Origin of the sequence: Paracoccus albus (genome assembly GCF_027913035.1) — a bacterium.
GTDB lineage: Bacteria > Pseudomonadota > Alphaproteobacteria > Rhodobacterales > Rhodobacteraceae > Paracoccus > Paracoccus albus.
In genome coordinates, this window is record NZ_CP115775.1 from 2,654,840 (window position 1) to 2,678,266 (window position 23,427).

Annotated in this window: 21 protein-coding genes and 1 pseudogene; 7 read left to right on the top strand and 15 right to left on the bottom strand. The window is 59.6% G+C overall.

What is annotated here, in order from left to right; all coding sequences use genetic code 11:
• Positions 1–60: 60 nt before the first annotated feature.
• Positions 61–1,464, top strand: a complete 1,404-nt coding sequence (locus PAF20_RS13395; RefSeq protein WP_271071104.1) for a short-chain fatty acyl-CoA regulator family protein — start codon at positions 61–63, stop codon at positions 1,462–1,464.
• Here the strand turns inward: PAF20_RS13395 and PAF20_RS13400 are convergent.
• A complete protein-coding gene (locus PAF20_RS13400) occupies positions 1,434–2,102 on the bottom strand; it encodes an epoxyqueuosine reductase QueH (protein ID WP_271071105.1) in 669 nt (222 codons plus the stop codon). The genes PAF20_RS13395 and PAF20_RS13400 overlap by 31 nt on opposite strands.
• Positions 2,103–2,396: 294 nt before the next feature.
• Between PAF20_RS13400 and PAF20_RS13405 the strand changes: the two genes are divergently transcribed.
• The gene (locus tag PAF20_RS13405) at positions 2,397–3,674 is read left to right on the top strand and encodes a cyclopropane fatty acid synthase (protein ID WP_491899792.1); all 1,278 of its coding nucleotides are present in this window, start codon (positions 2,397–2,399) and stop codon (positions 3,672–3,674) included.
• A gap of 113 nt (positions 3,675–3,787) precedes the next feature.
• Here the strand turns inward: PAF20_RS13405 and PAF20_RS13410 are convergent, their stop codons facing one another.
• Together PAF20_RS13410 and PAF20_RS13415 are read right to left on the bottom strand one after the other, a co-directional pair.
• Positions 3,788–4,033 (bottom strand): hypothetical protein, encoded by a 246-nt coding sequence (locus PAF20_RS13410; RefSeq protein ID WP_271071107.1) that lies wholly within the window; start codon positions 4,031–4,033, stop codon positions 3,788–3,790.
• 64 nt (positions 4,034–4,097) lie between these two features.
• The gene (locus PAF20_RS13415; protein ID WP_271071108.1) at positions 4,098–5,708 is read right to left on the bottom strand and encodes an isocitrate lyase; all 1,611 of its coding nucleotides are present in this window, start codon (positions 5,706–5,708) and stop codon (positions 4,098–4,100) included.
• A 270-nt stretch (positions 5,709–5,978) separates the two neighbouring features.
• Between PAF20_RS13415 and PAF20_RS13420 the strand changes: the two genes are divergently transcribed.
• Positions 5,979–7,412 (top strand): helix-turn-helix domain-containing protein, encoded by a 1,434-nt coding sequence (locus PAF20_RS13420; RefSeq protein ID WP_271071109.1) that lies wholly within the window; start codon positions 5,979–5,981, stop codon positions 7,410–7,412.
• Positions 7,413–7,418: 6 nt separating this feature from the next.
• On the opposite strand, the gene PAF20_RS13425 is transcribed toward PAF20_RS13420, so the two are convergent.
• The 8 genes from PAF20_RS13425 to PAF20_RS13460 all read right to left on the bottom strand — a co-directional run bounded on the left by PAF20_RS13425 (position 7,419) and on the right by PAF20_RS13460 (position 15,747).
• On the bottom strand, positions 7,419–8,741 hold the full coding sequence (locus PAF20_RS13425; protein WP_271071110.1) for an ABC transporter permease: 1,323 nt from the start codon (positions 8,739–8,741) through the stop codon (positions 7,419–7,421).
• Positions 8,738–9,397 (bottom strand): ABC transporter ATP-binding protein, encoded by a 660-nt coding sequence (locus PAF20_RS13430; protein WP_271071111.1) that lies wholly within the window; start codon positions 9,395–9,397, stop codon positions 8,738–8,740. Before PAF20_RS13430 ends, PAF20_RS13425 begins: the two co-directional genes overlap by 4 nt.
• A complete protein-coding gene (locus tag PAF20_RS13435) occupies positions 9,394–9,825 on the bottom strand; it encodes a hypothetical protein (RefSeq protein WP_271071112.1) in 432 nt (143 codons plus the stop codon). The genes PAF20_RS13430 and PAF20_RS13435 overlap by 4 nt, the downstream gene beginning before the upstream one ends.
• 69 nt (positions 9,826–9,894) lie before the next feature.
• Positions 9,895–11,436, bottom strand: coding sequence for an alkaline phosphatase (locus PAF20_RS13440; protein ID WP_271071113.1), 1,542 nt, complete (start codon positions 11,434–11,436; stop codon positions 9,895–9,897).
• Between the two features lie 176 nt (positions 11,437–11,612).
• Positions 11,613–12,587 carry a glutathione S-transferase family protein gene (locus PAF20_RS13445; RefSeq protein WP_271071114.1) on the bottom strand — a complete coding sequence of 325 codons (975 nt, stop codon included), beginning with the start codon at positions 12,585–12,587 and terminating at the stop codon, positions 11,613–11,615.
• A gap of 26 nt (positions 12,588–12,613) precedes the next feature.
• On the bottom strand, positions 12,614–12,928 hold the full coding sequence (locus PAF20_RS13450) for a GNAT family N-acetyltransferase (protein ID WP_271071115.1): 315 nt from the start codon (positions 12,926–12,928) through the stop codon (positions 12,614–12,616).
• 104 nt (positions 12,929–13,032) lie between these two features.
• Complete coding sequence (locus PAF20_RS13455) at positions 13,033–14,661, bottom strand: ABC transporter permease (protein ID WP_271071116.1); 1,629 nt, start codon at positions 14,659–14,661, stop codon at positions 13,033–13,035.
• A gap of 66 nt (positions 14,662–14,727) precedes the next feature.
• Positions 14,728–15,747, bottom strand: a complete 1,020-nt coding sequence (locus PAF20_RS13460; protein WP_271071117.1) for a Fe(3+) ABC transporter substrate-binding protein — start codon at positions 15,745–15,747, stop codon at positions 14,728–14,730.
• Positions 15,748–15,899: 152 nt separating this feature from the next.
• Here PAF20_RS13460 and PAF20_RS13465 point away from each other — a divergent pair, with 152 nt between their 5' ends.
• On the top strand, positions 15,900–16,946 hold the full coding sequence (locus PAF20_RS13465; protein WP_271071118.1) for an ABC transporter ATP-binding protein: 1,047 nt from the start codon (positions 15,900–15,902) through the stop codon (positions 16,944–16,946).
• A 99-nt stretch (positions 16,947–17,045) separates the two neighbouring features.
• On the opposite strand, the gene PAF20_RS13470 is transcribed toward PAF20_RS13465, so the two are convergent.
• Positions 17,046–17,294 carry a DUF2312 domain-containing protein gene (locus tag PAF20_RS13470; protein ID WP_271073330.1) on the bottom strand — a complete coding sequence of 83 codons (249 nt, stop codon included), beginning with the start codon at positions 17,292–17,294 and terminating at the stop codon, positions 17,046–17,048.
• Between the two features lie 86 nt (positions 17,295–17,380).
• Here PAF20_RS13470 and PAF20_RS13475 point away from each other — a divergent pair, with 86 nt between their 5' ends.
• The gene (locus tag PAF20_RS13475; protein ID WP_271071119.1) at positions 17,381–17,608 is read left to right on the top strand and encodes a hypothetical protein; all 228 of its coding nucleotides are present in this window, start codon (positions 17,381–17,383) and stop codon (positions 17,606–17,608) included.
• Positions 17,609–17,617: 9 nt separating this feature from the next.
• Here the strand turns inward: PAF20_RS13475 and mnmH are convergent, their stop codons facing one another.
• The 3 genes from mnmH to PAF20_RS13490 all read right to left on the bottom strand — a co-directional run bounded on the left by mnmH (position 17,618) and on the right by PAF20_RS13490 (position 19,543).
• Entirely contained in the window at positions 17,618–18,679 is a 1,062-nt protein-coding gene (mnmH, locus tag PAF20_RS13480) for a tRNA 2-selenouridine(34) synthase MnmH (protein ID WP_271071120.1), read from the bottom strand.
• 18 nt (positions 18,680–18,697) lie between these two features.
• Positions 18,698–19,243: a L,D-transpeptidase gene (locus PAF20_RS13485; RefSeq protein WP_271071121.1), complete on the bottom strand. Its 546-nt coding sequence runs from the start codon at positions 19,241–19,243 to the stop codon at positions 18,698–18,700.
• 102 nt (positions 19,244–19,345) lie between these two features.
• Entirely contained in the window at positions 19,346–19,543 is a 198-nt protein-coding gene (locus PAF20_RS13490) for a hypothetical protein (protein ID WP_271071122.1), read from the bottom strand.
• Between the two features lie 109 nt (positions 19,544–19,652).
• Between PAF20_RS13490 and PAF20_RS13495 the strand changes: the two are divergent.
• Both PAF20_RS13495 and PAF20_RS13500 read left to right on the top strand, forming a co-directional pair.
• Positions 19,653–22,135 (top strand): annotated as a pseudogene (locus PAF20_RS13495) (heavy metal translocating P-type ATPase).
• A 107-nt stretch (positions 22,136–22,242) separates the two neighbouring features.
• The gene (locus PAF20_RS13500) at positions 22,243–23,427 is read left to right on the top strand and encodes a KpsE/RkpR family capsule polysaccharide export protein (RefSeq protein ID WP_271071123.1); all 1,185 of its coding nucleotides are present in this window, start codon (positions 22,243–22,245) and stop codon (positions 23,425–23,427) included.

Below are 23,427 nucleotides of genomic sequence, written 5' to 3' on the forward strand. Positions count from 1 at the left end.
TGAAGTTGTACAGAGTTGCAAAGCCACCCGCTTCACGCTGCGAAGATTGCGAAGGTCCGAATGCGAAATACCTATCAGGGCGGCCAGTTGCGCCGTCTGCGCGAGACGCATGGCATGACACAAGCCGCCCTTGCCAAGCTTCTGGGACTGTCGCCCAGCTACCTTAACCAGATAGAGCGGAACCAGCGTCCGCTAAGCCGCGCGGTCCTGCAGAAGCTGGATGATTCGTTCGGGGCCGAGGCGCAGCCTTTTCACGATGCCGGTGACGGTCGGCTTGCTTCTCGGTTGCGGGCGGCGCTTGCAGATCAGGGCGCGGCGCCAAGCCTCGCCGAGCTTCATGATTTCGCGGACAACTCGCCGGCGCTTGCAAAGCTTATTCTGGATATGCGGCGACGGTTGCGCTCTGCGACCGAACGGGCCGATCTGTTGGCGGAACAGGTTTCCGGACAACCGGGCACCCCAATCGCGCCGACCGCGTTCGAGGCCGTGCGCGATTATTTCTACAGCCGCCGCAATTACATCGCCGAACTCGACCGGGCGGCGGAACCGCTTGGGACGCTGCTGCCGATCAACACCCGCGCCGATGCGCTGACAACCTATCTATCAGATCGGCACGGCATTCGGGTCGAACAGCGCAACGGAACGGACTCCCTTCGCAATTTCGATGCGAATGCCCGTGTTCTGCATGTGTCTTCACACTTAACGGATTCGCAGCAAGCCTTTCAGATGGGCACACAGCTGGCATTGCTGGAGGAAGCGAAAACCATCGATCGCCTTTGCGCCGAATCCGGCCTCTCGGAAGAGGACCAGACTTTGCTGCGCATCGGGCTTGCGAACTATTATGCCGGCGCGCTGATCCTGCCCTATGGCGAATTCCTGGCAGCAGCCGAGGCCGCGCGATACGATATCGAACTGCTTTCACACCGCTTTGGTGTCGGGTTTGAGACGACCTGTCACCGGCTTTCCACCCTGCAACGGCAAGGCGCTACCGGGGTGCCATTCTTCTTCATACGCGTCGATCGCGCCGGCAATATTTCAAAAAGACAATCCGCGACGGATTTTCACTTCTCTCGTTTTGGCGGATCCTGCCCGCTCTGGACGATCTATGATGCATTCTCCCGACCCGGCGAGGTCTTGCGCCAGGTCGCCCAAATGCCGGATGGCAGGCGCTATCTTTGGGTCGCCCGAACCGTCCAGCATGGCGGCGGCAGGTTTGGCGCGCCGGTAAAAAGCTTCGCCATCGCATTGGGATGCGACGTCGCCCATGCAGATCGTCTGGTCTATGCAGAGGGTCTGGACCTGCTGGGCCCAGAGGCCGCAACGCCCATAGGACCCGGCTGCAAACTATGCGACAGACCGTCCTGCCCGCAACGCGCCTTTCCCATGATCGGCCAGCCGGTCAGGGCGACACCCGGCCGCACCAGCTTCGCGCCCTATTCGTTCGACGCGTCGTCCTTGCCGTAGAACATCGTCCCGATTTCAATCGGACCACGCCCGACCTCTCGCCGATGGCGGTTGGTATCACGCAGGCTGTAAACACAACCACAATATTCCTGCATGTAGAATTCTTCGCGCTTCGATATTTCAATCATGCGGTTCGCGCCGCCGCCCTTGCGCCAGTTGAAATCCCAATAGTCGAGCCCGTCATAGGGCTTTACCGCACGTTCGCCGCAGCCATTGATCTGCTTCATGTCCTTCCAGCGGGAAATCCCCAGGCTGGAGGTCATGACAGGAAAGCCGTGCTCATGCGCATAAAGCGCCGTGCGCTCAAACCGCATGTCGAAACACATGGTGCAGCGGATTCCCCGCTCTGGCTCCCACTCCATCCCTTTGGCGCGGGCGAACCAGTTGTCGCTGTCATAATCCGCATCGACGAATGGAACATCGTGCTGTTCAGCGAAGCGGATGTTTTCATCCTTGCGCAGAAGGTATTCCTTATGGGGATGGATGTTCGGGTTATAAAAAAAGATCGTATAGTCGATCCCCGATGCCGTCATCGCCTCCATCACCTCTCCCGAACAGGGGGCGCAGCAGGAATGCAGCAGCACTTTTTTCTCGCCTTTAGGCGGGGTCAGGACAGGGCGTTCGATTTGTTCCGACATGGCGGCAGCCTTGCAAATGCGAGGGATCAAGCGGGCTACCTATCGCAATATTGCCCGAAAAAAAAGGGGAAGTCGTTTTTGCGGTCAGAGCGTCACCTGACAGGTTGCAACTGTGACCAATTAGCAAACAAACCGTATTTCCTGCACAGCGCAGGTCGCGTTTTGTCTTGAAGCATCCGTCAGAGATGAAACTCTGAACCGATTATCGTCCGACCCCGGCGGCCAGCGGTGCCAGCAACTGACTGAGGCCCGGCCGCTTCCACCAAGCTTGACGCATCAAGGTAACGGTGAGGCATGAACGCATTATTACGCTCGTTTCTTGAAAAATATATGACCAAGGGCAGCCTGACCGTCATCAGCAGCTCTGGCGAAGAATTGGTCCTGGGCGACGGAACGGGCGCGCCCGTGAAGGTTCGCTTCAACACTGCCCGCGCCGAACGCGGGACTGCGACAGACCCCGCCTTGAAAGTAGGCGAATATTATATGGAAGGAGAGATCGACCTGCTTGAAGGTTCGATCTACGATTTCATCATGCTGGGCTATGCCAATGCCGGGCGTGGATTGATGCCGGCCATGTGGATGAAGGCGTTTGAGCGGCTGCGGATCGTTGCCCGCCGCCTGCATCAAATCAACACTTTGCCGAAATCGCGCGGTAACGTGCAGCGCCACTATGATCTGTCGGCAGAACTGTATCGCCTGTTTCTTGATCCAGACATGCAGTATTCCTGCGCCTACTTTCCAACGCCCGACACGCCTTTGGCGGAGGCCCAGCTTCTGAAAAAGCGTCACATCGCGGCAAAACTGGATCTGTCGGACGGGTGCGAGGTGCTGGATATCGGCTGCGGCTGGGGCGGAATGGGCCTTTATCTTGCGCGGGTGGCGGGTGCGAATCTCACGGGCGTGACCTTGTCGGACGAACAATTGGCCGTCGCACAGCGAAGGGCCGCGTCAGAGAGCCTGACCGAACGCGTCGATTTCCGCATTCAGGATTATCGGGAAATCGAGGCAGATTTCGATCGCATTGTTTCTGTTGGCATGTTCGAACATGTCGGCATCAACCACTTCGACACTTTTTTCCACAAAAGCGCCGAGATGCTTCGGCATGACGGGATCATGCTGCTACACACAATCGGTCGCGCCGATCCCCCCGGCGCAACAAACCCTTTCCTGCAACGCTATATCTTCCCGGGCGGGTATATTCCGGCCCTGTCGGAAATCATGCGCTCGGTCGAGAAATCGGGCCTTGTCGTCACCGATATTGAGGTGCTGCGGCTGCACTATGCCGAGACGCTGAAAGCATGGCGCAAGAATTTCATGGCGCGGCGTGAAGCGGCAAAGGAGATCTACGACGAAGCATTCTGCCGCATGTGGGAATTCTATCTCGCCGGCAGCGAAGCATCCTTTCGCGAAGGCGGGATGGTCGTCTACCAGCTGCAACTGGCGCATCGGGTAGATTCCGTGCCGGTCACGCGCGACTATCTGGAAGCGGCAGAGGGTCGGCTTGAAGAGCTTGAAAGTCAGCGCGGCATCCCCGGCCCCGCGTGGCCGGAAGACCCGCCGGCGTTGGATTAAGCGTCAGGCAAAGCCGTCGGGCATTCATAGCGCGCACTGGTTACGACTACGCACGGAATCAGACGAAAAAGGGCGGACCAATCGGCCCGCCCTTTTCGAAGTGTGGTCAGATGTCAGTCTTTGGCATCGTCCGATTTGTCGCCGGTACCACGGATCGTGGGCACGACCTGATCGCCCCATGCGCCTGCACCGTTGTGAAAGCGGGACACGCGGATCACCTCGACCGAAACGCCTTCGTTCACGGCGCGCTGAACCGCGTCATTCAGGCGGTGGACGGCCTCGGCCACACGGTGGATTGCGCGGGTTTCGCGGTCACCTTCGGGAAGGTCGATTCGCTGGAATTCGGTGTCTGCGTTCATGTCTCGCTCCTCCTTTAAGGGGTCCCCGCCACATTAGCCGCGGGGACCGGAAGTTTACAGCGCCTTATTCGGCTGCGAACTGGTTCATCGTGTTTGCGTGGCCGCCCGCTTTCAGCGCACGGTCGCCGCCGACCATTTCCTTGAACGTGTCGCCAAGGTCCGAACCGACCTCGTGCTGGTGCTTGACCGCCGAGATACCGCGACGGATTTCCTCGCGCTGAACGGTTTTGACATAGGCCAGCATCTTGTCGTCGCCGAAGTAGCCGCGCGACAGCTCGTCCACCGATTTCGCGGTCAGGTGGAAGGTCGGCAGGGTGATCAGGTTGTGGAACACGCCAGCCTGGGTCGAGATGTCGTGCTGGAAGCGCTGCAGACGCGCATCGGCTTCCTGACCCAGTTCCGAGGCATCGAATTCCGCCTTCATCAGCTCATTCCCTTCCGGGTAATCGCTGGCCTGGATCTTGCCGTCATTGATCCACTCATCCCGGACCTGCTTGCGCAGGTTCAGCGTCCAGTTGAACGAGGGCGAGTTGTTATAGACCAGCTTGGCATTCGGAACCGCCTCGCGGACTTCGTTCACCATACCGGCGATTTCGGCCACGTTCGGCGTGTCGGTTTCGATCCAGAGCATGTCGGCGCCGCCCTGCGTCAGGTTGGCGATGCAGTCTTCGACAACACGCGCCCGGCCCGAGCCCTTCTTGAACGGGAACAGACCGTTCGGCAGGCGCTTCGGCTTGACGAATTCGCCATCCTGCATGATCGCAAGCTCACCGTCGCGGACCGGGTTCTGGTCGCTGATCGCCTCGGTATCCAGCCATTTGATGTATTCTGCGGCCAGATCGCCCGGCTCCTGGCTGACCGGAACCTTCTGGGTCAGACCTGCGCCAAGGCTGTCGGTGCGCGCGACGATCACGCCGTCATCGACGCCCAGCTCCTCGAATGCCAGGCGGCAGGCGCGCAGCTTTTCGATGAAGTCCTCGCGCGGCACGGTAACCTTGCCGTCCTGGTGGCCGCATTGCTTGGCGTCCGAGACCTGGTTTTCGATCTGAAGGCAGCAGGCACCGGCCTGGATCAGCTCTTTCGCCAGCAGATAGGTCGCGTGCTCGTTGCCGAAACCGGCGTCGATATCGGCGATGATCGGGACGACATGCGATTCGAAATTGTCGATCTTCTCGATCACGGCATTACGCGCTTCGTCATTGCCCGCAGCTTTCAGTTCCTTGAACAGGTCGTTAATGGCGACTTCATCGGCCTGACGCAGCGAGACATAGATCTCGCGGATCAGATCGGCGACGGCAGTCTTTTCGTGCATCGACTGGTCCGGCAGGTGGCCCCAGGTGTTGCGCAGACCGGCGACCATCCAGCCCGACAGGTAGACATAGGCGCGCTTGGTGGTGCCACGCAGGCGCTTGACCGATTTGATCATCTGCTGGGCGTGGAAGCCCGACCAGCAACCCAGCGATTGCGTGGACAGCGTCGGATCTGCGTCATAGGCGGCCATATCTTCGCGCATGACGACGGCCATGTCGCGGGCGATGTCCAGATGGGTGTCATAGCTGTTCTGCAGCTTCAGCTGAACGATGTCGTCGATGGTGACACCGCCAGCGGTTTGACCTGAAGGATAGCGCTTCTCCAGATCGGCGCGAAGCTCGGCATAGGTTTTACGGTTGGTCATGATCACTCCTTCCATGACAAATGCGAAAATTCCGGGACCGAACGGCAGTCGCTTCCACCGCCAAACGCAGTGAACGAAAACTCCGCTTTCGTCTGCATCTGAGGTGTCCGCATTTGCGCTGCCTTTCGTTACAAATCAGGTGGCGATTCCGCCCTCTCACATTTGTCACTCTAGTAATGTCATTCGCAAAGTGCAGCATATCTTTACAAAAATGGGGTAATCATGTCACATTTGTCAGATTAGTTACTTTTGTAATGTAAGGATTGTAACATGGCGCCGCGCAGCGAAAAGCTGATCATCGGCCAACGGCTGAAGGTTTTACGTACCACGCTGGGGCTCACTCAGGCGCAGATGGCCGACCAGCTTGGCGTGTCTGCAAGCTATATTACGCTGATCGAAGCTGATCAGCGACCCGCCTCGGCAAAGCTGCTGATGCGGTTGGCGCAGGTCTATGACATCAATGTGGCCGAGCTGGCACCCGGAACTGATTCGCAGCTTGCTGCCGATTTCGAAGCGGTGCTCAAAGACCCCTCGCTGGAGACAGAGGGCGTCGGCCGCGCCGAGATCGAAGCAGTTCTGCAAGCCTCTCCGCGCATTGCATCTGCTCTGGTCAAACTGCAAGGCCGGCTGAGCGATGTGCTCATGCGCGGCCAGGTAGAGGCCAATCCCCTGACCGACCGCAACAAGGTCGAGGCTCTTGCACAGGTCGCCAAACCGGTCGAACTGGTCCACGACTGGTTTTACGAAAACCGCAACTATATAGACGAACTCGACCGCGTAGCCGAAGGCGTGGCCGAAGAACACAGGTTGCATCGCGACGAATCCGGCGTGCGCCTGAATGGCCTGCTTGCCGCGCATAACATCCGGGTTCGCAGGCTTCCTGCCTCTGTCATGGCGGGAACGCTGCGCCGGTATGACCCCCACCGCAAAGAGTTATTGCTGTCCGAACGGCTGGACGTCGCAAGCCGCCGCTTTCAGATCGCCGTCCTCATCGCAAGGCTGGACTATCAGGACCTGATTGATGAGGTGATGGGCAATGCGTTTGATGGCGACGCGACGCGCAGTCTGGCCCGCGTCAGCCTGTCGAATTATTTCGCCGCCGCGATGCTGATGCCCTATGGTCCCTTCCTCGCCGCATGTGAGACAGAGCGTTATGATATCGACGTTGTCGGCCACCGTTTTGGCACCAGCTTCGAACAAACGGCCCACCGCATGACGACATTGCAGCGACAGGAAGCGCGGGGGATACCTTTCTTCTTCGTACGCGTGGACCGAGCCGGGAACGTGTCGAAACGCTTCAGCGCCGGACGCTTCCCCTTCTCGCGCTTTGGTGGAACCTGCCCACTTTGGAATATTCACAGCGCGTTCGAGACTCCGGGCAAGGTCACGACGCAATTGATACGGATGCCAGAGGGCGCGCGTTACTATTCCATCGCGCGAACTGTCACGCGCGCGGGCGGCAGTTATACCGATCCGGCTCCCAGGCTGGCCGTTGGGCTTGGCTGCGATGTCGCCTTTGCGCCAAGGCTGATCTACGCTGACAGCGCCGATCCAGAGCGGACAGAGCCAACGGATATCGGCCTGAATTGCTACCTCTGTGAAAGGCAGAATTGCGCGTCGCGTGCTCAGGCGCCGATCAATCGCAATCTTGCTGTGAACGAACTGGAACGCTCGGTCGCGCTGTTCAGCTTTGATCCGGAATAGGCTTGCTTACCCGCGCAGCTCTTGTGTCACGGGGCGGCGCAACGCTAGCGCCGCAGGCAGCAGCGCGACAAGCATCGAAAGCGAGAAGCAAGCGGCAACAAGATGAAGTTCAGCCCAGCCCAGATGTGGCTCGATCAGCAGACCTGACCGCGCGGAAAGCACGGCCGACATAGCCCTGACAGCTATGATGGCAACCGCCAGACCAAGCAACGATCCCAGACCCAGCAGAATGGCGGCGTAGGACCATAGCAGCGCAAATATCATCCGAGCCGGGGCGCCGAGTGCCTGCAAAAGTGCCAGCCGTCGCGCGAACAAACGCGACAGGATGATCAGGCCGGTCAGAACCGCCGCCGCAACAAGAACCTGTGTGACAATCGACAGAACCGACATGACTTCCCGAATACTGCCGAGAAGTCCATGCAGTCGGGCCAGTACAGCACCGGGGAAGAATGCCATTGTCCGGTCAGTCGAGAAAGCCGACTGAAGGCCATATGCGGCCGCCAGATCCGGCGTGCTGATCAGCGCCGCAGGGGTTCCCGGAAAGAACTCCGGATCAAATGGCGGTCCGAGTGTTTCGTCCTCTGCATCGCTGTGCCCATTGCCCAAGCCGTGGGTCAGCCACACAGATTCGATCGCGGTCACAATGGCGTCGTCCCAAGGGCTGCCAGTCGGGGCCATCCGCCCGACAACCGTAAGGTGCTCGCCAGCATGTGCGTCGTGTTCTGCCGCTTCACCCGTGCCATGCGCGGGTGAGATCTCATCGCCGATCTTCAGTGGGACTCGCGCACCTACCACCACCTGTTCATGCGTCGAAAACATCCCGCCCTCAGCAAGCTCGCCTGACAGATGGGTCACAAATTCGGCCGTGGTTCCGACGATGCCGTGACCCTGCCAACTGTCGCCATAGGCAATGGGTGCTATCACCGCGCCATCAACCTCACGAACTGCCGCAGTCAAGGACTTCCAATCGTCGCCACCCAGAAGCGGAGCAGCGGTTGGCTGCAGATAAACCGTGGAAAGCAGCATCGAGACTTCATCGCCGGGTGCGGTGACGACAAGGTCGAATTTTTCCGCAACACGCGCCGTTGCCTGCCTTAGCCCAAGTTCTTGCGCGATCAGCCCTGCGCCGATCCCGACCGACAATGCAACTAGCAGGATAAATGCCAGATTCGTCCATCGATAGCGGACCAGAAGGCTGCGCAAAATCGTCAACAGCGCCAAGCCCCTGCATATGACGAACCCCAGAAGCAGCGACGGGGCAAGGATAGCCAATGCCAAAATCAAATCCTGCGCCAAAGATGGCAGTGAGATCCAGAAATCGCCGATCATGCTGCGTGCAGCCTTCCGTCACGGATTGTCAGCACCTGATCCATTGCAGACCAGACGTTCTCGTCATGGCTGACCACGACGACAGTCCTCCCATCGCGCCGCGCTTGATTGCTCAGGTCCTCAATCAGCCGGTCCGCTGCGGCGCGATCAAGGCTCGCCGTTGGCTCATCCGCCAGCAAAACCGGCGGGTCATGCGCAAGCGCACGTACGACCGCGATGCGCTGCCTTTCGCCACCTGAAAGCAAATCTGCCCTGCGTGCAGATAGACCGGCGATGCCCATTTCCTGCATCATCCGGTCAACCCGCGCCGCCAGAACGGCACGCTCGGGACGGAATGCGGTTGAGATCAGCGCATTTTCCCGACCTGAAAGTTCCTCGAAAAGCAGGAAATCCTGAAAGATCATTCCCAGATTTTCGCGCCGGAACTGTGTGCGTTGCGACTGTGAGAGCCGGGTGAGATCATACCGCCCCCAGGAAAGCTGCCCCTTCGCAGGCACCAGCCCGGCCAGAGCGTGAAGAGCAGTTGTTTTTCCTGCGCCGGATGGCCCCCGGATCGCCGTCAGGCTGCCGGCGGCCAGTTCCAACCGCGGGATTGTCAGCAGCACCCTGCCCTTGGCGCTGACGCTCAGTTCGCGCACATCCAGCGGCAGGCTCATACCCGTTCATAAACCGCATCAACCAGCCGCACGCGACTGACAAACCCCAGATCCTCGTCACGATGCGTCCCAAGTTCCAACACGCCGGTGACACCGATTGGAATATTGAACGCAAGCACCTTCACAAGCCGTTTGGTATAGATAGCGACGATATCGGTCGGCCAGTCAGCGGCGCTGCTGCAGAACGGACAAACCGACATCGGACGCCGTGTCAGCACAAAGAACTTGCTTTCCGCGCGCAAAGGCGGCGCCATGAACCCTTCAACCGTGATCCGCTGACCTTTAAGACCTTCGGCGAGTTCGGAAAAGCTGCGATCCTTGTTATAGAGGTCGCGCAGCAGAATGGGCTCATCCGATGCGAAGGCCCGACCCGCACAGCCAAACGCCGCCATCGAGAGTATCGCATTGCGTCGGGTAAATGGATGCATAACCAACCTGTAAAAAAATGAAAGCGGGGCGGGCCGCGAACGGCCCTGCCCCTTGTTTCTTTGCCAAAGTTACTCGGCAGTTACTGCTTGATACATGACGTGGAAGATCAGGTTCTGCTCTATCACGCCGCGGAACAGATGCGACCACGGACCGTCGGCCAAGACGGCAACATCCTCGCCCGAGTGGGTTTCTGATGTCATCGGGATCAGTGCCTGCTGAAGATAGTCGATATCCGTTGCCTCTTCCTGCGTCAGGTCGGGGCGCGAGCCACCATATTCCGGCGTTGCGGGCTCTTCCGCTGCTTCCTGCTCGGCCGAGTCGTCGGCCTGCCCATCGACATTTGCGTGATCGGCAGTAGCCTCTTCCGGTACGATCTCATGCATGACCGAACCCGCACCGTTCAGGTAGCCAGCGACGGTGTAGGGCTTGCCGTCCAGACCGATATTCGGCTCTTCTGTATGGGCGTTTCCGTTGTCATCCACCTGATAGCAAAGACCGGTGATCGGCGTGCCAAGGCCGCAATATCCGTTGAAAGCAATCGCGTGTTCATGGTCGGCGGTGACGATAATCAGCGTCTCTTCCATATCGACCATCGAAACCGCTTTTTCGATCGCTTCCGCGAAGGCGGCGCCATCGGTTACGGCGCGGTGCAGGTTGCCGTCGTGATTGGCGTGGTCGACACGGCCACCCTCAACCTCCAGGTAGAAGCCCTCTTCGTTGTTCGAGAGGTTGTTGATGGCCATCTCGGTCATCTCTGCCAGTGAAGGCTCGCCGCTGCGGTCTTCTTCATACATCATGTGGCTGGCTTCGAAGAGACCAAGAACCGGTTTCGTCTGATCGGCAGCGGCGGCGGTCTCGTCATTCCAGACATACTGCCAGCCCTTGCCTTCGATTTCCTCGATCAGGTTGCGGTCATCGGTGCGCCGACCGTCATTGCCTTCTTCATCGGTGATGCCGTTGGGCAGGAAGTGACGGCGGCCACCACCCATGACGAAATCAATCGTGCCGGCGTCGACCGCGTCGACCAACTGCGCCGCGATGTCTTTCTGTGCGCAGTTCTCTGGCAGCGCGGTATTGTCTTCCCAATTGCGGTTGGCCGTTTTGGCGTAGACGGCAGCCGGGGTCGCATGGGTGATCCGCGCCGTCGACACGACCCCAACCGACTTGCCCATATCGCTTACGATTTCGGCGAATGTCGTCAGACCCGCATTCGCGGCGGCATCGCAGCTGTCATAGGCACCTGCGTCGTCGATGTTGATCGTGCCATTGCGCGACTTGATGCCGGTGTTCATGGCACTGGCGGTCGGTGCCGAGTCGGGCGTCTGTCCGTTGGTGGTATAAGTTTTCACCAAAGCCAGGTTCGGAAACTGTTCCTGCGGCAGAACATGATCCTCGCCCGAACCGCCGGCCTGCTGACCAACCCACAGACGTGTGGCATAGTTCGTGCCCACACCGTTACCGTCTGCAACGAACAGGATGACATTCTTGGCGCGATTGGTGTTGGGCTGGACGGCGGCCAGTTCATCAATGCGCGCCTGCGCGTCGGTGAACCACTGGCTGTCCTGCTGGCTGATCGATACCTGCGCAGTTGCCGCAGAAGCAAGCAACATGGAAGCGACGCTAAGGGGGATAATGCAGTTTCGCATGAGAAGCTCCGATTGTTTCGGGCTGGTCATGGCAGAGGAGTGTAAACCTTCATTAACGTTTCTGTGCAGCTATTGTGACAGCGCGGAAGGGCGCCGGTTGCCCTGCACAGGCATAGGCGGCGCGCACCATGTCCGTTCGGTCAGCCCCGATTGTGCGGCTCATCCCAGTCAATGACCGGATTGATCGGGATGATCCTGTGGGGGTTTATCGTATCGTGGCTGTAATGATAGTGGCGCACGATGTGATCGAAATTGACCGTCTCTGCCACGCCGGGGAGCTGATAAAGCTCTCGCGTCCAGCCCCACAGGTTGGGATATTCGCGCAGCCATTTCCGGTTGCATTTGAAATGCGTGTGATAGACCGGGTCAAAGCGAAGCATGGTCGTGAAAAGCCGCCAATCCGCTTCTGTCAGCCTGTCGCCCGCCAGATAGCGGTTGCTTCCCAGCAGGTCCTCCAGCCAGTCCAGGCTATCAAACAGCGGAACAATCGCCTCGTCATAGGCTTCCTGGCTGGTGGCAAAGCCTGCCTTGTAGACCCCGTTATTCACCGTGTCATAGATGCGGTCATTCAATGCGTGAATCTGATCGTGCAGTTCTTCGGGGTAATAGTCGTCATCATTTCCCGTCAGCCCGTTGAAGGCTGCGTTGAACATGCGGATGATCTCGGCGCTTTCGTTGCTGACGATGGTATTGCGCTGCTTGTCCCAGAGCACAGGCACAGTCACACGGCCAGAGGCTTTCGGATCAGCGCGAAGGTATACGTCGCGCAGATGGGGCAGGCCGAACAATGTATCGCCGGTTGCGCCAGGGAAATCGGTCCGAAACTCCCACCCTTCCTTCAGCATGTCCGGATGCACGGCGGAAATGTCGATATGTGGTGCCAGACCTTTGATCTGCCGGAAAATCAGGGCGCGATGGGCCCAGGGGCAGGCATAGCAGACATACAGATGGTAGCGCCCGCTTTCGGCGGCAAAGCCACCCTCGCCGCTTGGCCCGGCCGAGCCATCAGCCGTGATCCAGTTGCGCCAAGACGTCGTCGTGCGCTTGAAGCGTCCGCCAGTGCTTTCGGTGTCATACCAGACGTCATGCCAAACGCCGTCAACGAGTTGTCCCATATTTCAACCTTCCGTGTGAATGCCGTCTAAGGATCTTCGCCCGGCTTCGTCGTGAACAGATCGGACCATTCGGGATGGCGCTGATACTGCGCACGGATAAACGGGCAGACCGGAACGATACGAAAGCCATTCTGGCGCGCATCATCCAACATATAGTCAAGCAGCGCCTTCGCGACGCCCTTGCCGCCCAGTTCATCGGGAACACCCGTGTGATCCGCGCTGATGACCCCGTCACCACGATGGGTAAAGGTGATCTCGCCCTCTGCATCAATGCCGTCAAGCGCGGCAACGTAACGGCCCCGGCGGTCGCCGTCTTCTTTCGTGATCGTAAGTTCGGTCATTGAAAAGCCTCTCCTACCATTGATCTGATAACAGAATGTGCCAGACCGTCCGTTCGTTCCAGCCAGCCATCAACGAACCCGGTGTTCGTTTGAGAGGAACGGGGTCAGACCCGTATCCGACCGGACAGCAGAACCACGGGTATCATGCCGATGAAAACGATCATCAGTGCTGCGATCGAGGCATCTTCATAGGTGCCCCGCGCAGCCTCTCCGTAAAGATGCGTAGCCAGCGTCTCGACGTTGAGCGGCCGCAGCAACAGTGTGGCGGGAAGCTCTTTCACGCAGTCGACGAAGATCAGCAGACCGGCCGCCGTCATGGAGGCGCGCGACAGTGGCAGATGTATCTGTCTGAACACGCCCGACGGGCTACGTCCAAGGCTGCGGGCCGCATGATCGAAGCTGGCGGGCACGCGGGTCATGCCAGCCTCTATCCCGCCGGCGGCAATCGCCAGAAAACGCGCGACATAGGCGTAGATCATGCCTGCCCCCGCACCCAGCAAGATCAATTGCGGTGCATCCGCCATGAACCAGCCGAGCACCGCCGAAATTTGCCGGTCGGCGAAAATGATCACCGGCAGCAACCCAATCGCAAGGATCGTTCCGGGCAGGGCGTAGCCTAGTGTCGACAGACGAACAGCCGCCCTTGTTACCGGGCCGGAGGAAAAGCGCGGCGCCACGCTGACCAGCATCCCAAGACAGACCGCAATGACCGTCGCCGACATCGCCAGAACCGCCGTCTGCCAAGTCTCTGTCCAGATACGTTCGGGAATGCCGGCGAATTGATACCTGCGCCATGCCTGATGGATCAGATAGGTGGCGGGGGCGACGAAGCCGATCAGGACGGGGATCAGGCAGACTGCCATCGCAGTCAGTCCGGCCACACCACCCAGCTTTACCCGCGCCAATGGCACCTGCCGTCGTGACCCGCTGGCATAGACCTGCCCGCTTCGCGCCGCACGCTCCATCACCACAAGTGCGATCACAACCAGCAGCATGACAAGCGCAATCTGTGCGGCCCCCGGCAGGTCGGTCCGGTTCAGCCATGTCGAATAGACCGTGACTGTCAGGGTGCGGACACCCAGAAACTCTGCCGCGCCAATGTCATTCAGCGTTTCCATCAATGCAAGCGCCATACCCGCCGCAATCGCTGGCCGCGCGAGTGGCACGACGACACGCCAGAAAATACGCAGCGGTCCCGCGCCAAGCGTGCGGCTTGCCTCCAGCATGTTCGCCGCCTGCGTCGCGAAAAGGGCACGCACGGGAAGGTAAACATAAGGATACAGCACAAAGCCCAGCAGGATGATGCAGCCGGTCATCGACCGGATGTCAGGCAGCCTGAAATCCCGCGGGCTGGAATAGCCCAGCACATTGCGGATCAGCGACTGAACCGGACCGATGGGGTGCAAGATGTCCAGATAGGCGTAAGCAACGATATAGGTCGGCACCGCCAGCGGCAGCAGCAATGCCCAGCCCAGGACGCGGCGACCGGGAAAATCGAAACCGGCAATCAGCCACGCCGTTACGGTCCCCAGCAACGCCACGATAATCCCAACGCCGCACAGCAGAATCACTGTCTGGGTCAGCGCATTGGCAAGCACATTGCGGAAAAGGTGCGACCACAGCCCGACGCTGCCCTGAAGGGCAAAACCGAAAAGCGCAACGACCGGCAGAACGACAATCGCCGCGATCAGGACTGCGATCAGGCGCCATCCACTGCCCGGCGTCAGGGACATGGGTAACCTCCTCAGGGGCGTATCACCGCGCAAGACAGCGCGGAGATACGCATAGCGGAGCCGGGATCAGTTGTCGAAGCCGACTTCGTCGGTCAACTCGCTGGCCGCCTTACGCTCGCGCGCGATTTCGGTCAGGTCGGTGGAATCGATCTGCAATTCGCCGAACTCGCCGACAAGCGGGTTCACCTCGACGCCGGCTTTCACCGGATATTCGAAATTGGCATCGGCATAGATCTTCTGCGCCTCATCCGAGACCAGATATTCCAGAAGCTGAACGGCCTGATCCTTGTTCGGCGCATATTTCGCAACGGCCGCACCCGAAATATTGACCTGCGTTCCGCCGTCTTCGAAGGTCGGCAGGATGAGCTTCATCGCCTTGGCCCATTCTTCCTGCTCGGGCCCGCCTGCGCCGCTGCGCATCAGTCCGACATAATAGGTGTTGGCAATGCCGATATCACAGATACCGCCCATGATGTCGCGCGCAACGTCACGGTCGCCGCCACCGGCGGTCCGGGCAAGGTTTGCCTTCACACCCTCAAGCCACGCCTTGGTCTCTTCAGCGCCATGATGCGTGATATAGGCCGCCGTCAGTGCGATATTATACGGGTGCTGGCCCGAACGGATGCAGACCTTGCCCTTCCATGCCGGATCGGAGAGCTCTTCATATTTGAAGCTGTCCAGTTCCAGATCTTTTGCCGCGTAAAGGGCGCGTGCGCGCAACGACAGGGCGAACCAGTTTCCGTCCTTGTCACGCAAGTTCGCCGGAATTGCCTCGTTCAGGACGGCGGAATCGACGGGTTGCGTCAGATCGCGGTCAACCAGATCAACAAGGTTGCCGATATCGACGGTCATCAGGATATCAGCGGGCGAGGCCTCGCCTTCCTGCTCCACGCGCTCGGGCATCCCGTCCTTCAGGAAGATCGTATTGACCTCGATCCCGGTTTCCTCGCTGAAAGCGTCCAGCAGCGGCTCAACCAGCTTGGGCTCACGCGTGGTATACAGGTTAATTTCATCCGAAAACGCGGCCAGCGGCGCCGATTGAAAAGCAACGCCGAGACCGGCTGCGACCAATATCTTGATATTCACGTATTTTCTCCTCTGACTTTTTTTCTCTTCTATTAATCCTACAGAATAAGTAAAGATTGAATCTGAACGTCTAGCCAGTTGCCACGACCGAAATGAAACAGATGGAAATGCTATCCCCAGCAAGGCTCTGTAACGCGCAAAGCGTTGTCCCGATGCTGCAGATCAAAAACGCAGAGCGGCGGTTTGCCGCGACTCCAGCGGTTCAGGGGCTATCCCTCGACGTCGCCGGCGGTGGTGTGACCTGCCTGCTGGGCCCGTCTGGCTGCGGCAAATCCACGACGCTGCGCCTGATCGCGGGTATCGAAAAGCTCGATCAGGGCGAAATCCGTATTGACGGACAGGTCGTCAGCGACGCCAGCTTCACAACGCCGCCAGAGCGTCGGCCCGTTGGGATGGTGTTTCAGGACCTTGCCCTGTTTCCCCACATGACCATCGCGCAGAATATTGCCTTCGGTATCCCAAAGGCAAAGCGGGCAGAGGTTCAGGTTGGCCAATTGCTCGACCGCGTGGGGCTGACCGGATACGGCCAGAAGTATCCGCATATGCTGTCTGGCGGCGAACAACAGCGTATCGCGCTGATCCGCGCGCTCGCAGCACAGCCGAAAATCATGATGCTGGACGAGCCTTTCTCAAGCCTCGATCAACGCCTGCGCGCTGAAATGCGAGAGTTCACGCTTGATCTGCTGCGTGAAAGCGGCACGACTGCAATTCTGGTGACGCATGACCCGGATGAGGCCATGATGATGGCCGACCGCATCGCTGTGATGGACCGGGGCCGCATCCTGCAAGAGGGGACCCCCCAGAACCTTTACCACCGGCCTGCGGCACTGCCGGTCGCGCAACTCCTTGCAGATCTGAACATGCTGCAGGGCAATGTCCGCGACGGTCATGTCGAAACCAAGCTTGGGATGATCCCGGCACATGGCGTGGCTGAGGGCAGCAATATCACCTGTGCCATCCGGCCAGAACACCTGCGTCCCTGCCGGTGCCGCCCGCAGACGGGGAATGCACAGGTCCTGCGCGTTCATAGTCTTGGGCGCGAAAGTGTTATCGAACTGGGGCTAGCCGGTCACGCCCACCGACTACGGTGCAATGCGCCGGGATCGAGCGACCTTGTGCCGGGTGAAACGGTGGGTCTCAGCTTCGATCCGGCACATGTCATGATGTTTGCGGAAAACAGCGGACTGCGGCTTAGCTGAATAGGCAACCAACAGCAGCGACTGCGCCGCCCTTTGGCTGGTCTGGTAAGATGCTTCTGCCTCAGCGAAAGCTTGAACCGCTGAAGCAGAGTGGGCCCGTCACATGCCCAAGGCGGCTTTATACATATCCAGAATCGCCTCTTCCTCGGCAATATCGTCCCGGTCGCGTTTGCGCAGGGCGATGACCTTTTTCATCACCTTGGTGTCATAGCCGCGTGCCTTCGCCTCGGCCATAATCTCCTTCTGACGCTCCGTTACGTCTTTTTTCTCTGCCTCAAGCTGCTCATACTGCTCGATGAACTGGCGCAACTCTTCGGCTGCAACGTTGTAGACCTGATCGTCCTGCATGATTTCCCTCATTCTCGGCGCGGCAGACATAGGCCGTCTTGCCGGGTTCTGCAATCGCGGCTATGCCAGCCCGGAAAGAGGACGGCATGGATATATTTGATATTGTGATCTGGTGCGGCGCTTTGCTGACACTGCTCGGGCTTACCGGTATTCTGTGGTGCATCTTCACTGTCTGGCAGGCGCGGCGCAGCGGGCTGGATGAGGTGCAGTTCCGCGCACGGATGCAGCGGGTGGTTGCCGTCAACATGGCAGCCCTTGGCGCGTCTGTCATCGGCCTGATGGCCGTTGTCATCGGGATCATGCTGGCGAACTAAGTCGTTCGATTAGCTGTCGACAATTTGCGACAACCCATCCTCGACCTTCGCTGCCGCCTGATCCAGATCGCGAAGGTCCGCCAGACTGACTCTTCCGGCCTCCTGGGACGCATATCGGGCACGATGCTTCGCGTAGCGCGGATCGTAATGGGCCCGCATCAGGCCTTCGGCAAGCTTCTTCCAGTCCCGCGTCGCTGCCAGTTTCTGCCACGCTTCAATTCGGTCGACCGCGTGTAAGGGGGCGAGTTTACGTATGATCGCCTGAATACGATCAGTGTCATGCGCGATGTCGGCATAATCACTTGCCGAATAGGCGGCTCTTGCCTCAAGCGGGACCTCAAGGGTCAGGCGGCGGGCTTGCGCGATGCCGTGCCACACGGCCCGAGGCAGCGACAGCTGCCCGATCCGAGAGCTTTCGGCTTCCAGTAGCACGGGGCGCGACAGATCAAGCGCCTCCATCGCGCTTGCAAGCCGACCCTCAAACATCTTCTGGCTCGGCTGATCGCCCATTGCACCGAAAAGGCTGCCCCGATGGTTCGCCAGGTCTTCCAGATCAATGACCTGATGCCCGCGTGCAGCCAGCCGGTTCAGGATCGCTGTTTTCGCGCTGCCGGTGTTGCCGTCGAGCACAAGAACCTGGGAAGGAAACCCCTGCTCCTGAACGCGTCGGACAACCAGATTTCGCCACGATTTATACCCACCTTCGACCCGGGCGACGCGCCAACCAACTTGCGACAGGATTGTGGCCATCGCGCCGGACCGCTGCCCACCGCGCCAGCAATAGACCACAGGCCGCCATCCCCCCGGACGGTCCGCCAAGGGCCCTGCGATGTGGCGGGCAACGTTGGCTGCCACCAAGGCCGCACCGACCTTCCGCGCATCGAAAGGCGAAACCTGCTTGTAGATTGTTCCGACCTGAGCACGTTCGTCATCGTCGAGCACGGGAAGATTTATCGAACCCGGCAGATGATCCACGGCGAATTCCGACGGTGCACGGACGTCGATAACGTCATCAAAACGGCCCGAAACGGCGTTAACCGAATCGAGCCGCAGCGTGGTTCGACCGTTCAATCGGAAACTCTTTCCCGATCAGAAAACGTAGACCGGAGTGCCAACCGGCACCTGCTCGAACAGAGCCATGACGGCATGGTTACGCATCCGGATACAGCCATTCGATACCGCGCGACCGATCGACCCCGGCTCTGTCGTGCCGTGAATCCGGATTGCGGTATCATTGCCGTTGGCATCGTAGAGATACAGCGCACGCGCGCCCAACGGGTTGCGCGGACCGCCGGGCATACCGTCCTTGTACTGGCCGTATTGTTCCGGTTTACGCTCGATCATGTCGGGTGTCGGCGTCCAGCTTGGCCATTCGGCCTTTCGACCGATCCGCGCCTTGCCCTTCCAGACCAGTTCCGCCTGACCGACGGCAACGCCGTAGCGGATGGCGCGATCCGGCGCAATCACATGGTAAAGAAAGAAATCGTCAGAAACGACGACGATGGACCCGACCTCGAAACCTTCGCGGATCGGAACTTCTGTCGGCTCATACTGATCGGTCTTTGCTTGAGACAGGGCCAAAGAGGGCGCTGCGATAAGGGGCACTGCAAGCCCGAAAACCTGACGACGGTTCATGGAAAATCATCCTGTAACTGCTCGTTTGCGCCAATCTACAGGGATCGCTGCCGCAACTCAATCCCGGCTTGTCGCCGGGGGCTTGACGCGGGCCATATCAGTTCACATGTTCGCGATATGGAACGCGCCGCCACCCATATGCGCCCAGTTGCGCCACGCAAAGCCGCCACAAGGCCCGCACATCTGTGCCGTGGTCGTGGTGGTCGCGGCTGTCGCTGTCACATGGGTGGCGGGCGTTTCAGGATGGCGGCAGACGCCGTGATCGGCCAAAGTGCGGGGCTGCCGCCCCTGCTGTTGCATGCCAGCTGGCCCGCGACCGATCCACACATCGTGCTGCCACAGCACCCGCAGGCCCCGCCTGCCCTGATCTCTGGACCTTTTGCGATTCAGATCAGATCAGGACAAAGAAATGAGCACCACTGCTGACTTAGCTGCCGGTCACAACCGGCAATCGCCCGCATCCGGGCAAAACATTGAACTCTCGCTTTCTGGATTAAGCTGCGCCTCATGCGTGGGGCGAGTGGAACGTGCGCTTTCGGCTGTGCCGGGCGTATCAGAGCCGCAGGTCAACCTTGCCACCGGGCGGGCGCAATGCGGCTGACAGAACCCACAGCCCTTCCATTGGTGACCGAAGCCCTGCAACGCGCCGGTTATCCGGCCATTGACCAGACAACCACGCTGAATGTCGAGGGTATGACCTGTGCCTCCTGCGTCGGGCGGGTGGAGCGCACCCTGTCCGCGGTGGATGGTGTGGCAAGTGCCGAAGTGAACCTTGTCACCGGCCGTGCAGAAATCACCCATAGCCCGGCAGTGACTGCGGATCTGCTTGCGAAAGCTGTCAGTGACAGCGGCTATCCTGCGCGCGCGCTGCAGGCCGATACGGGCAAAGCCGCGGCTTCGCACGATCATCATGAGGATGACGCCGAAACACTTCGTCGAGCCTTCATTACCTCGCTTTTGCTGACGCTCCCCATCTTCATCGTTGAAATGGGCGGCCATGCGGTCCCGGCCTTCCATCACTGGTTGGCCGGTGTGATGCCCAATCAGATCCTATGGATCATCGAGTTTCTGCTTACCACCGCGGTGTTGGTCGGTCCGGGGCGCATATTCTACCGTCATGGCGTCCCGGCCTTGATGCGCGGCGCGCCAGAGATGAACAGCCTGGTTGTGCTGGGGGCATCGGCGGCTTTCCTTTATTCAGCCGTGACCACTTTCGCACCGGGGCTGCTGCCCGAAGACGCACGGCACGTCTACTATGAAAGCGCGGCCGTGATTGTGACGCTGATCCTGCTGGGTCGCTGGCTGGAGGCCCGCGCCAAGGGTCAGGCGGGTCAGGCGATCCGGCGGTTGATGGACCTGTCGCCCGATTCCGCGCAAGTCGAACGCGACGGTTCGGTGCAAGACCTTCCGGTGGCTGATATTCGCCCCGGCGATATCGTCCGCCTGCGCCCCGGAGAGCGTGTGGCCGTAGATGGAGAGGTTATCGAGGGGCAAGGCACCGTCGATGAATCCATGCTGACGGGCGAACCCGTTCCGGCAACGAAGTCCGCAGGCGCCCCGCTCACCGGCGGGACGGTTAACGGCAATTCGCCGCTGCGCTACCGGGTGACCGCAACCGGTGCGGATACGCGGCTGGCTGGCATTGTCCGGCTGGTCGAGCAGGCGCAGGCTGGCAAATTGCCGGTTCAGGCGCTCGTTGATCGGGTGACCCGCATTTTTGTGCCGGTCGTGATGGTTCTTGCGTTGCTGGCCTTCGCGCTCTGGATGATGCTTGCGCCTTCTCCGGCCCTGCCGCAGGCCGTTGTTGCTGCGATATCAGTGCTGATCATCGCATGTCCCTGTGCGATGGGTCTTGCGGTGCCAGTGTCGATTCTGGTCGGCACCGGACGCGGGGCGCAGCTTGGCATTCTGTTCCGGCGCGGCGATGCCCTGCAACGGCTGTCAGAGGCCAGGATCGTGGCGTTTGACAAAACCGGTACGCTGACTGAAGGTCGCCCGAAACTCACCCATATCGAAGCGCCCACGCAGAAACGCGAAGAGGTTCTGCGTCTGGCCGCAGCGGTCGAGGCCGGTTCAGAGCATCCGCTGGCCCGTGCAATTATCGAAGCGGCGGATGCTGAGGGCATTGCAACACCAACGCCAAGTAACGTCGAGGCCAAGCCGGGTCACGGCATTGCCGGTCTGGTTGACGGGCAAAAGGTCCTGCTTGGCAACCTCGCAGCATTAAAGACCGCAGGAATCGTGGCGAGGGAGGACTTGGTTGCTGCGGCCGAACAGGCAGCGTCAAAAGGACAGACGCCCATTTTCATGGCCATCGATGACGTGCATGTCGCCTGCTTTCTCGTATCAGATCAGCCGCGCGCAGAGTCTAAACCGGCCATATCCCGCCTGCACGAACTGGGACTGCGCACGGCCCTGCTGTCGGGCGACGTGCCACGCGCTGCCGCTGCTGTCGGCCAGTCGCTGGGGATTGATGATGTGCAGGGCGGCGTTTCGCCCGAGGCAAAACTTGCATCCGTGGGTCAGATGGGCAAAGGCACCGTGTTTGTGGGTGACGGGATAAACGATGCGCCCGTTCTCGCGGGGGCGGATACCGGCATCGCCATGGGCTCAGGAACCGATATCGCGATAGAGGCCGCCGAGGTGGTGCTGATGCGCCCCGATCCGACGCTGGTGCCATTAACGATCCGTCTGAGTCGGGCGGTCATGCGCAATATCAGGCAGAACCTGTTCTGGGCGTTCGCCTATAACGCCTTGCTGATTCCGGTTGCGATGGGTGTGCTTGTCCCATTTGGCGGACCGCAGCTTTCGCCGATGCTTGCGGCGGCTGCGATGGCAATGTCCTCTGTCTTTGTCGTCAGCAATGCATTAAGACTTCGCCGCTTTTTGTGAACTGAACGACGCGACGCTCGCGGTCTCTTGGCTGGTCATGCCGGGAGACCGCGTATATATCTGCCCCTGCCCGGGAAGGGCCGGAAGGGCATTGGCAGGAAGGCAGTATGGCCGAAACACAAGTGAACACAACACGTCGGTCGGCCCCCGCGAAGCGCGTGCGCGCCACTGGCAAAAGCAAAGGTCAGCGTCTGACACGGACACTGATCCTTGCATCGTTGCTTTTTCTGGTTTTTTTGCCAACCGCTGTCTGGGGCTGGTACCTGTGGGCTCGGGCGCAGGATCAGTATATTTCGACGGTCGGTTTCTCTGTCCGCAAGGAAGAGGCAAACCCGACGCTTGATCTTCTGGGCGGTCTGACCCAGTTGACCGGATCAAACAGTGCTTCGGACCCGGATATTCTTTATGACTTTCTGCGCAGTCAGGACATCGTCGCAACCATAAATGAGCGCGTCGATCTTGTGGGCAAATTTTCCAAGGCCAACGAAATTGATCCAATCTTCGGCTACGACCCGAGCGGATCGCTGGAAGATTTGACAGATTACTGGCGCAAACAGGTCAGGGTCGACTACGACTCTGCCAGCCAGCTTATCACTTTGGAAGTTATGGCTTTCACCGCTGAAGATGCATTGGAAATTGCGCAGGCTGCATTTGACGAATCCAGCAAAACTATCAACCGCCTGTCCGATATCGCCCGCGACGACGCAACGCGGTTCTCACGCGGTGAACTGGAAAAGGCACAGGAGAACCTGACGATAGCGCGCCAGGCGATGACTGCGTTCAGAATGCAGACACAAATCGTCGATCCTGAAGCTGACCTTGAAGGCCAGATGACGGTGCTAAGCACGCTGCAATCGCAACTGGTCGAGGCGATGATCGCACTGGACACCCTGCGCGAAACCGCACAGGAAAATGACGCTCGCGTCATTCAGGGCCAACGCAAGGTGGATGCAATTCAGGCGCAGATCGACGCCGAACGCTCGAAGTTCGGCGAAGGCGGCGAAGGTCCGAACGGCGAAAGCTATGCCCAGATGGTCGCCCAGTTTGAGGAATTGGCCGCCGATATGGAATTCGCCGAAACCACCTATCGTGCAGCCCAATCCTCATACGAAACCGCGCTTGCCGAAGGTCAGCGCCAGTCTCGCTATCTGGCAGCTCATATAGAACCGCGGCTTGCGGAATCCGCCGAATTACCGAACCGCCCGATGCTCTTGCTGAGAATATTCGGCATCCTGCTGCTTGGCTGGGCTGTTCTGCTGCTGTTCTATTACAGCGTCCGCGACCGCCGCTGA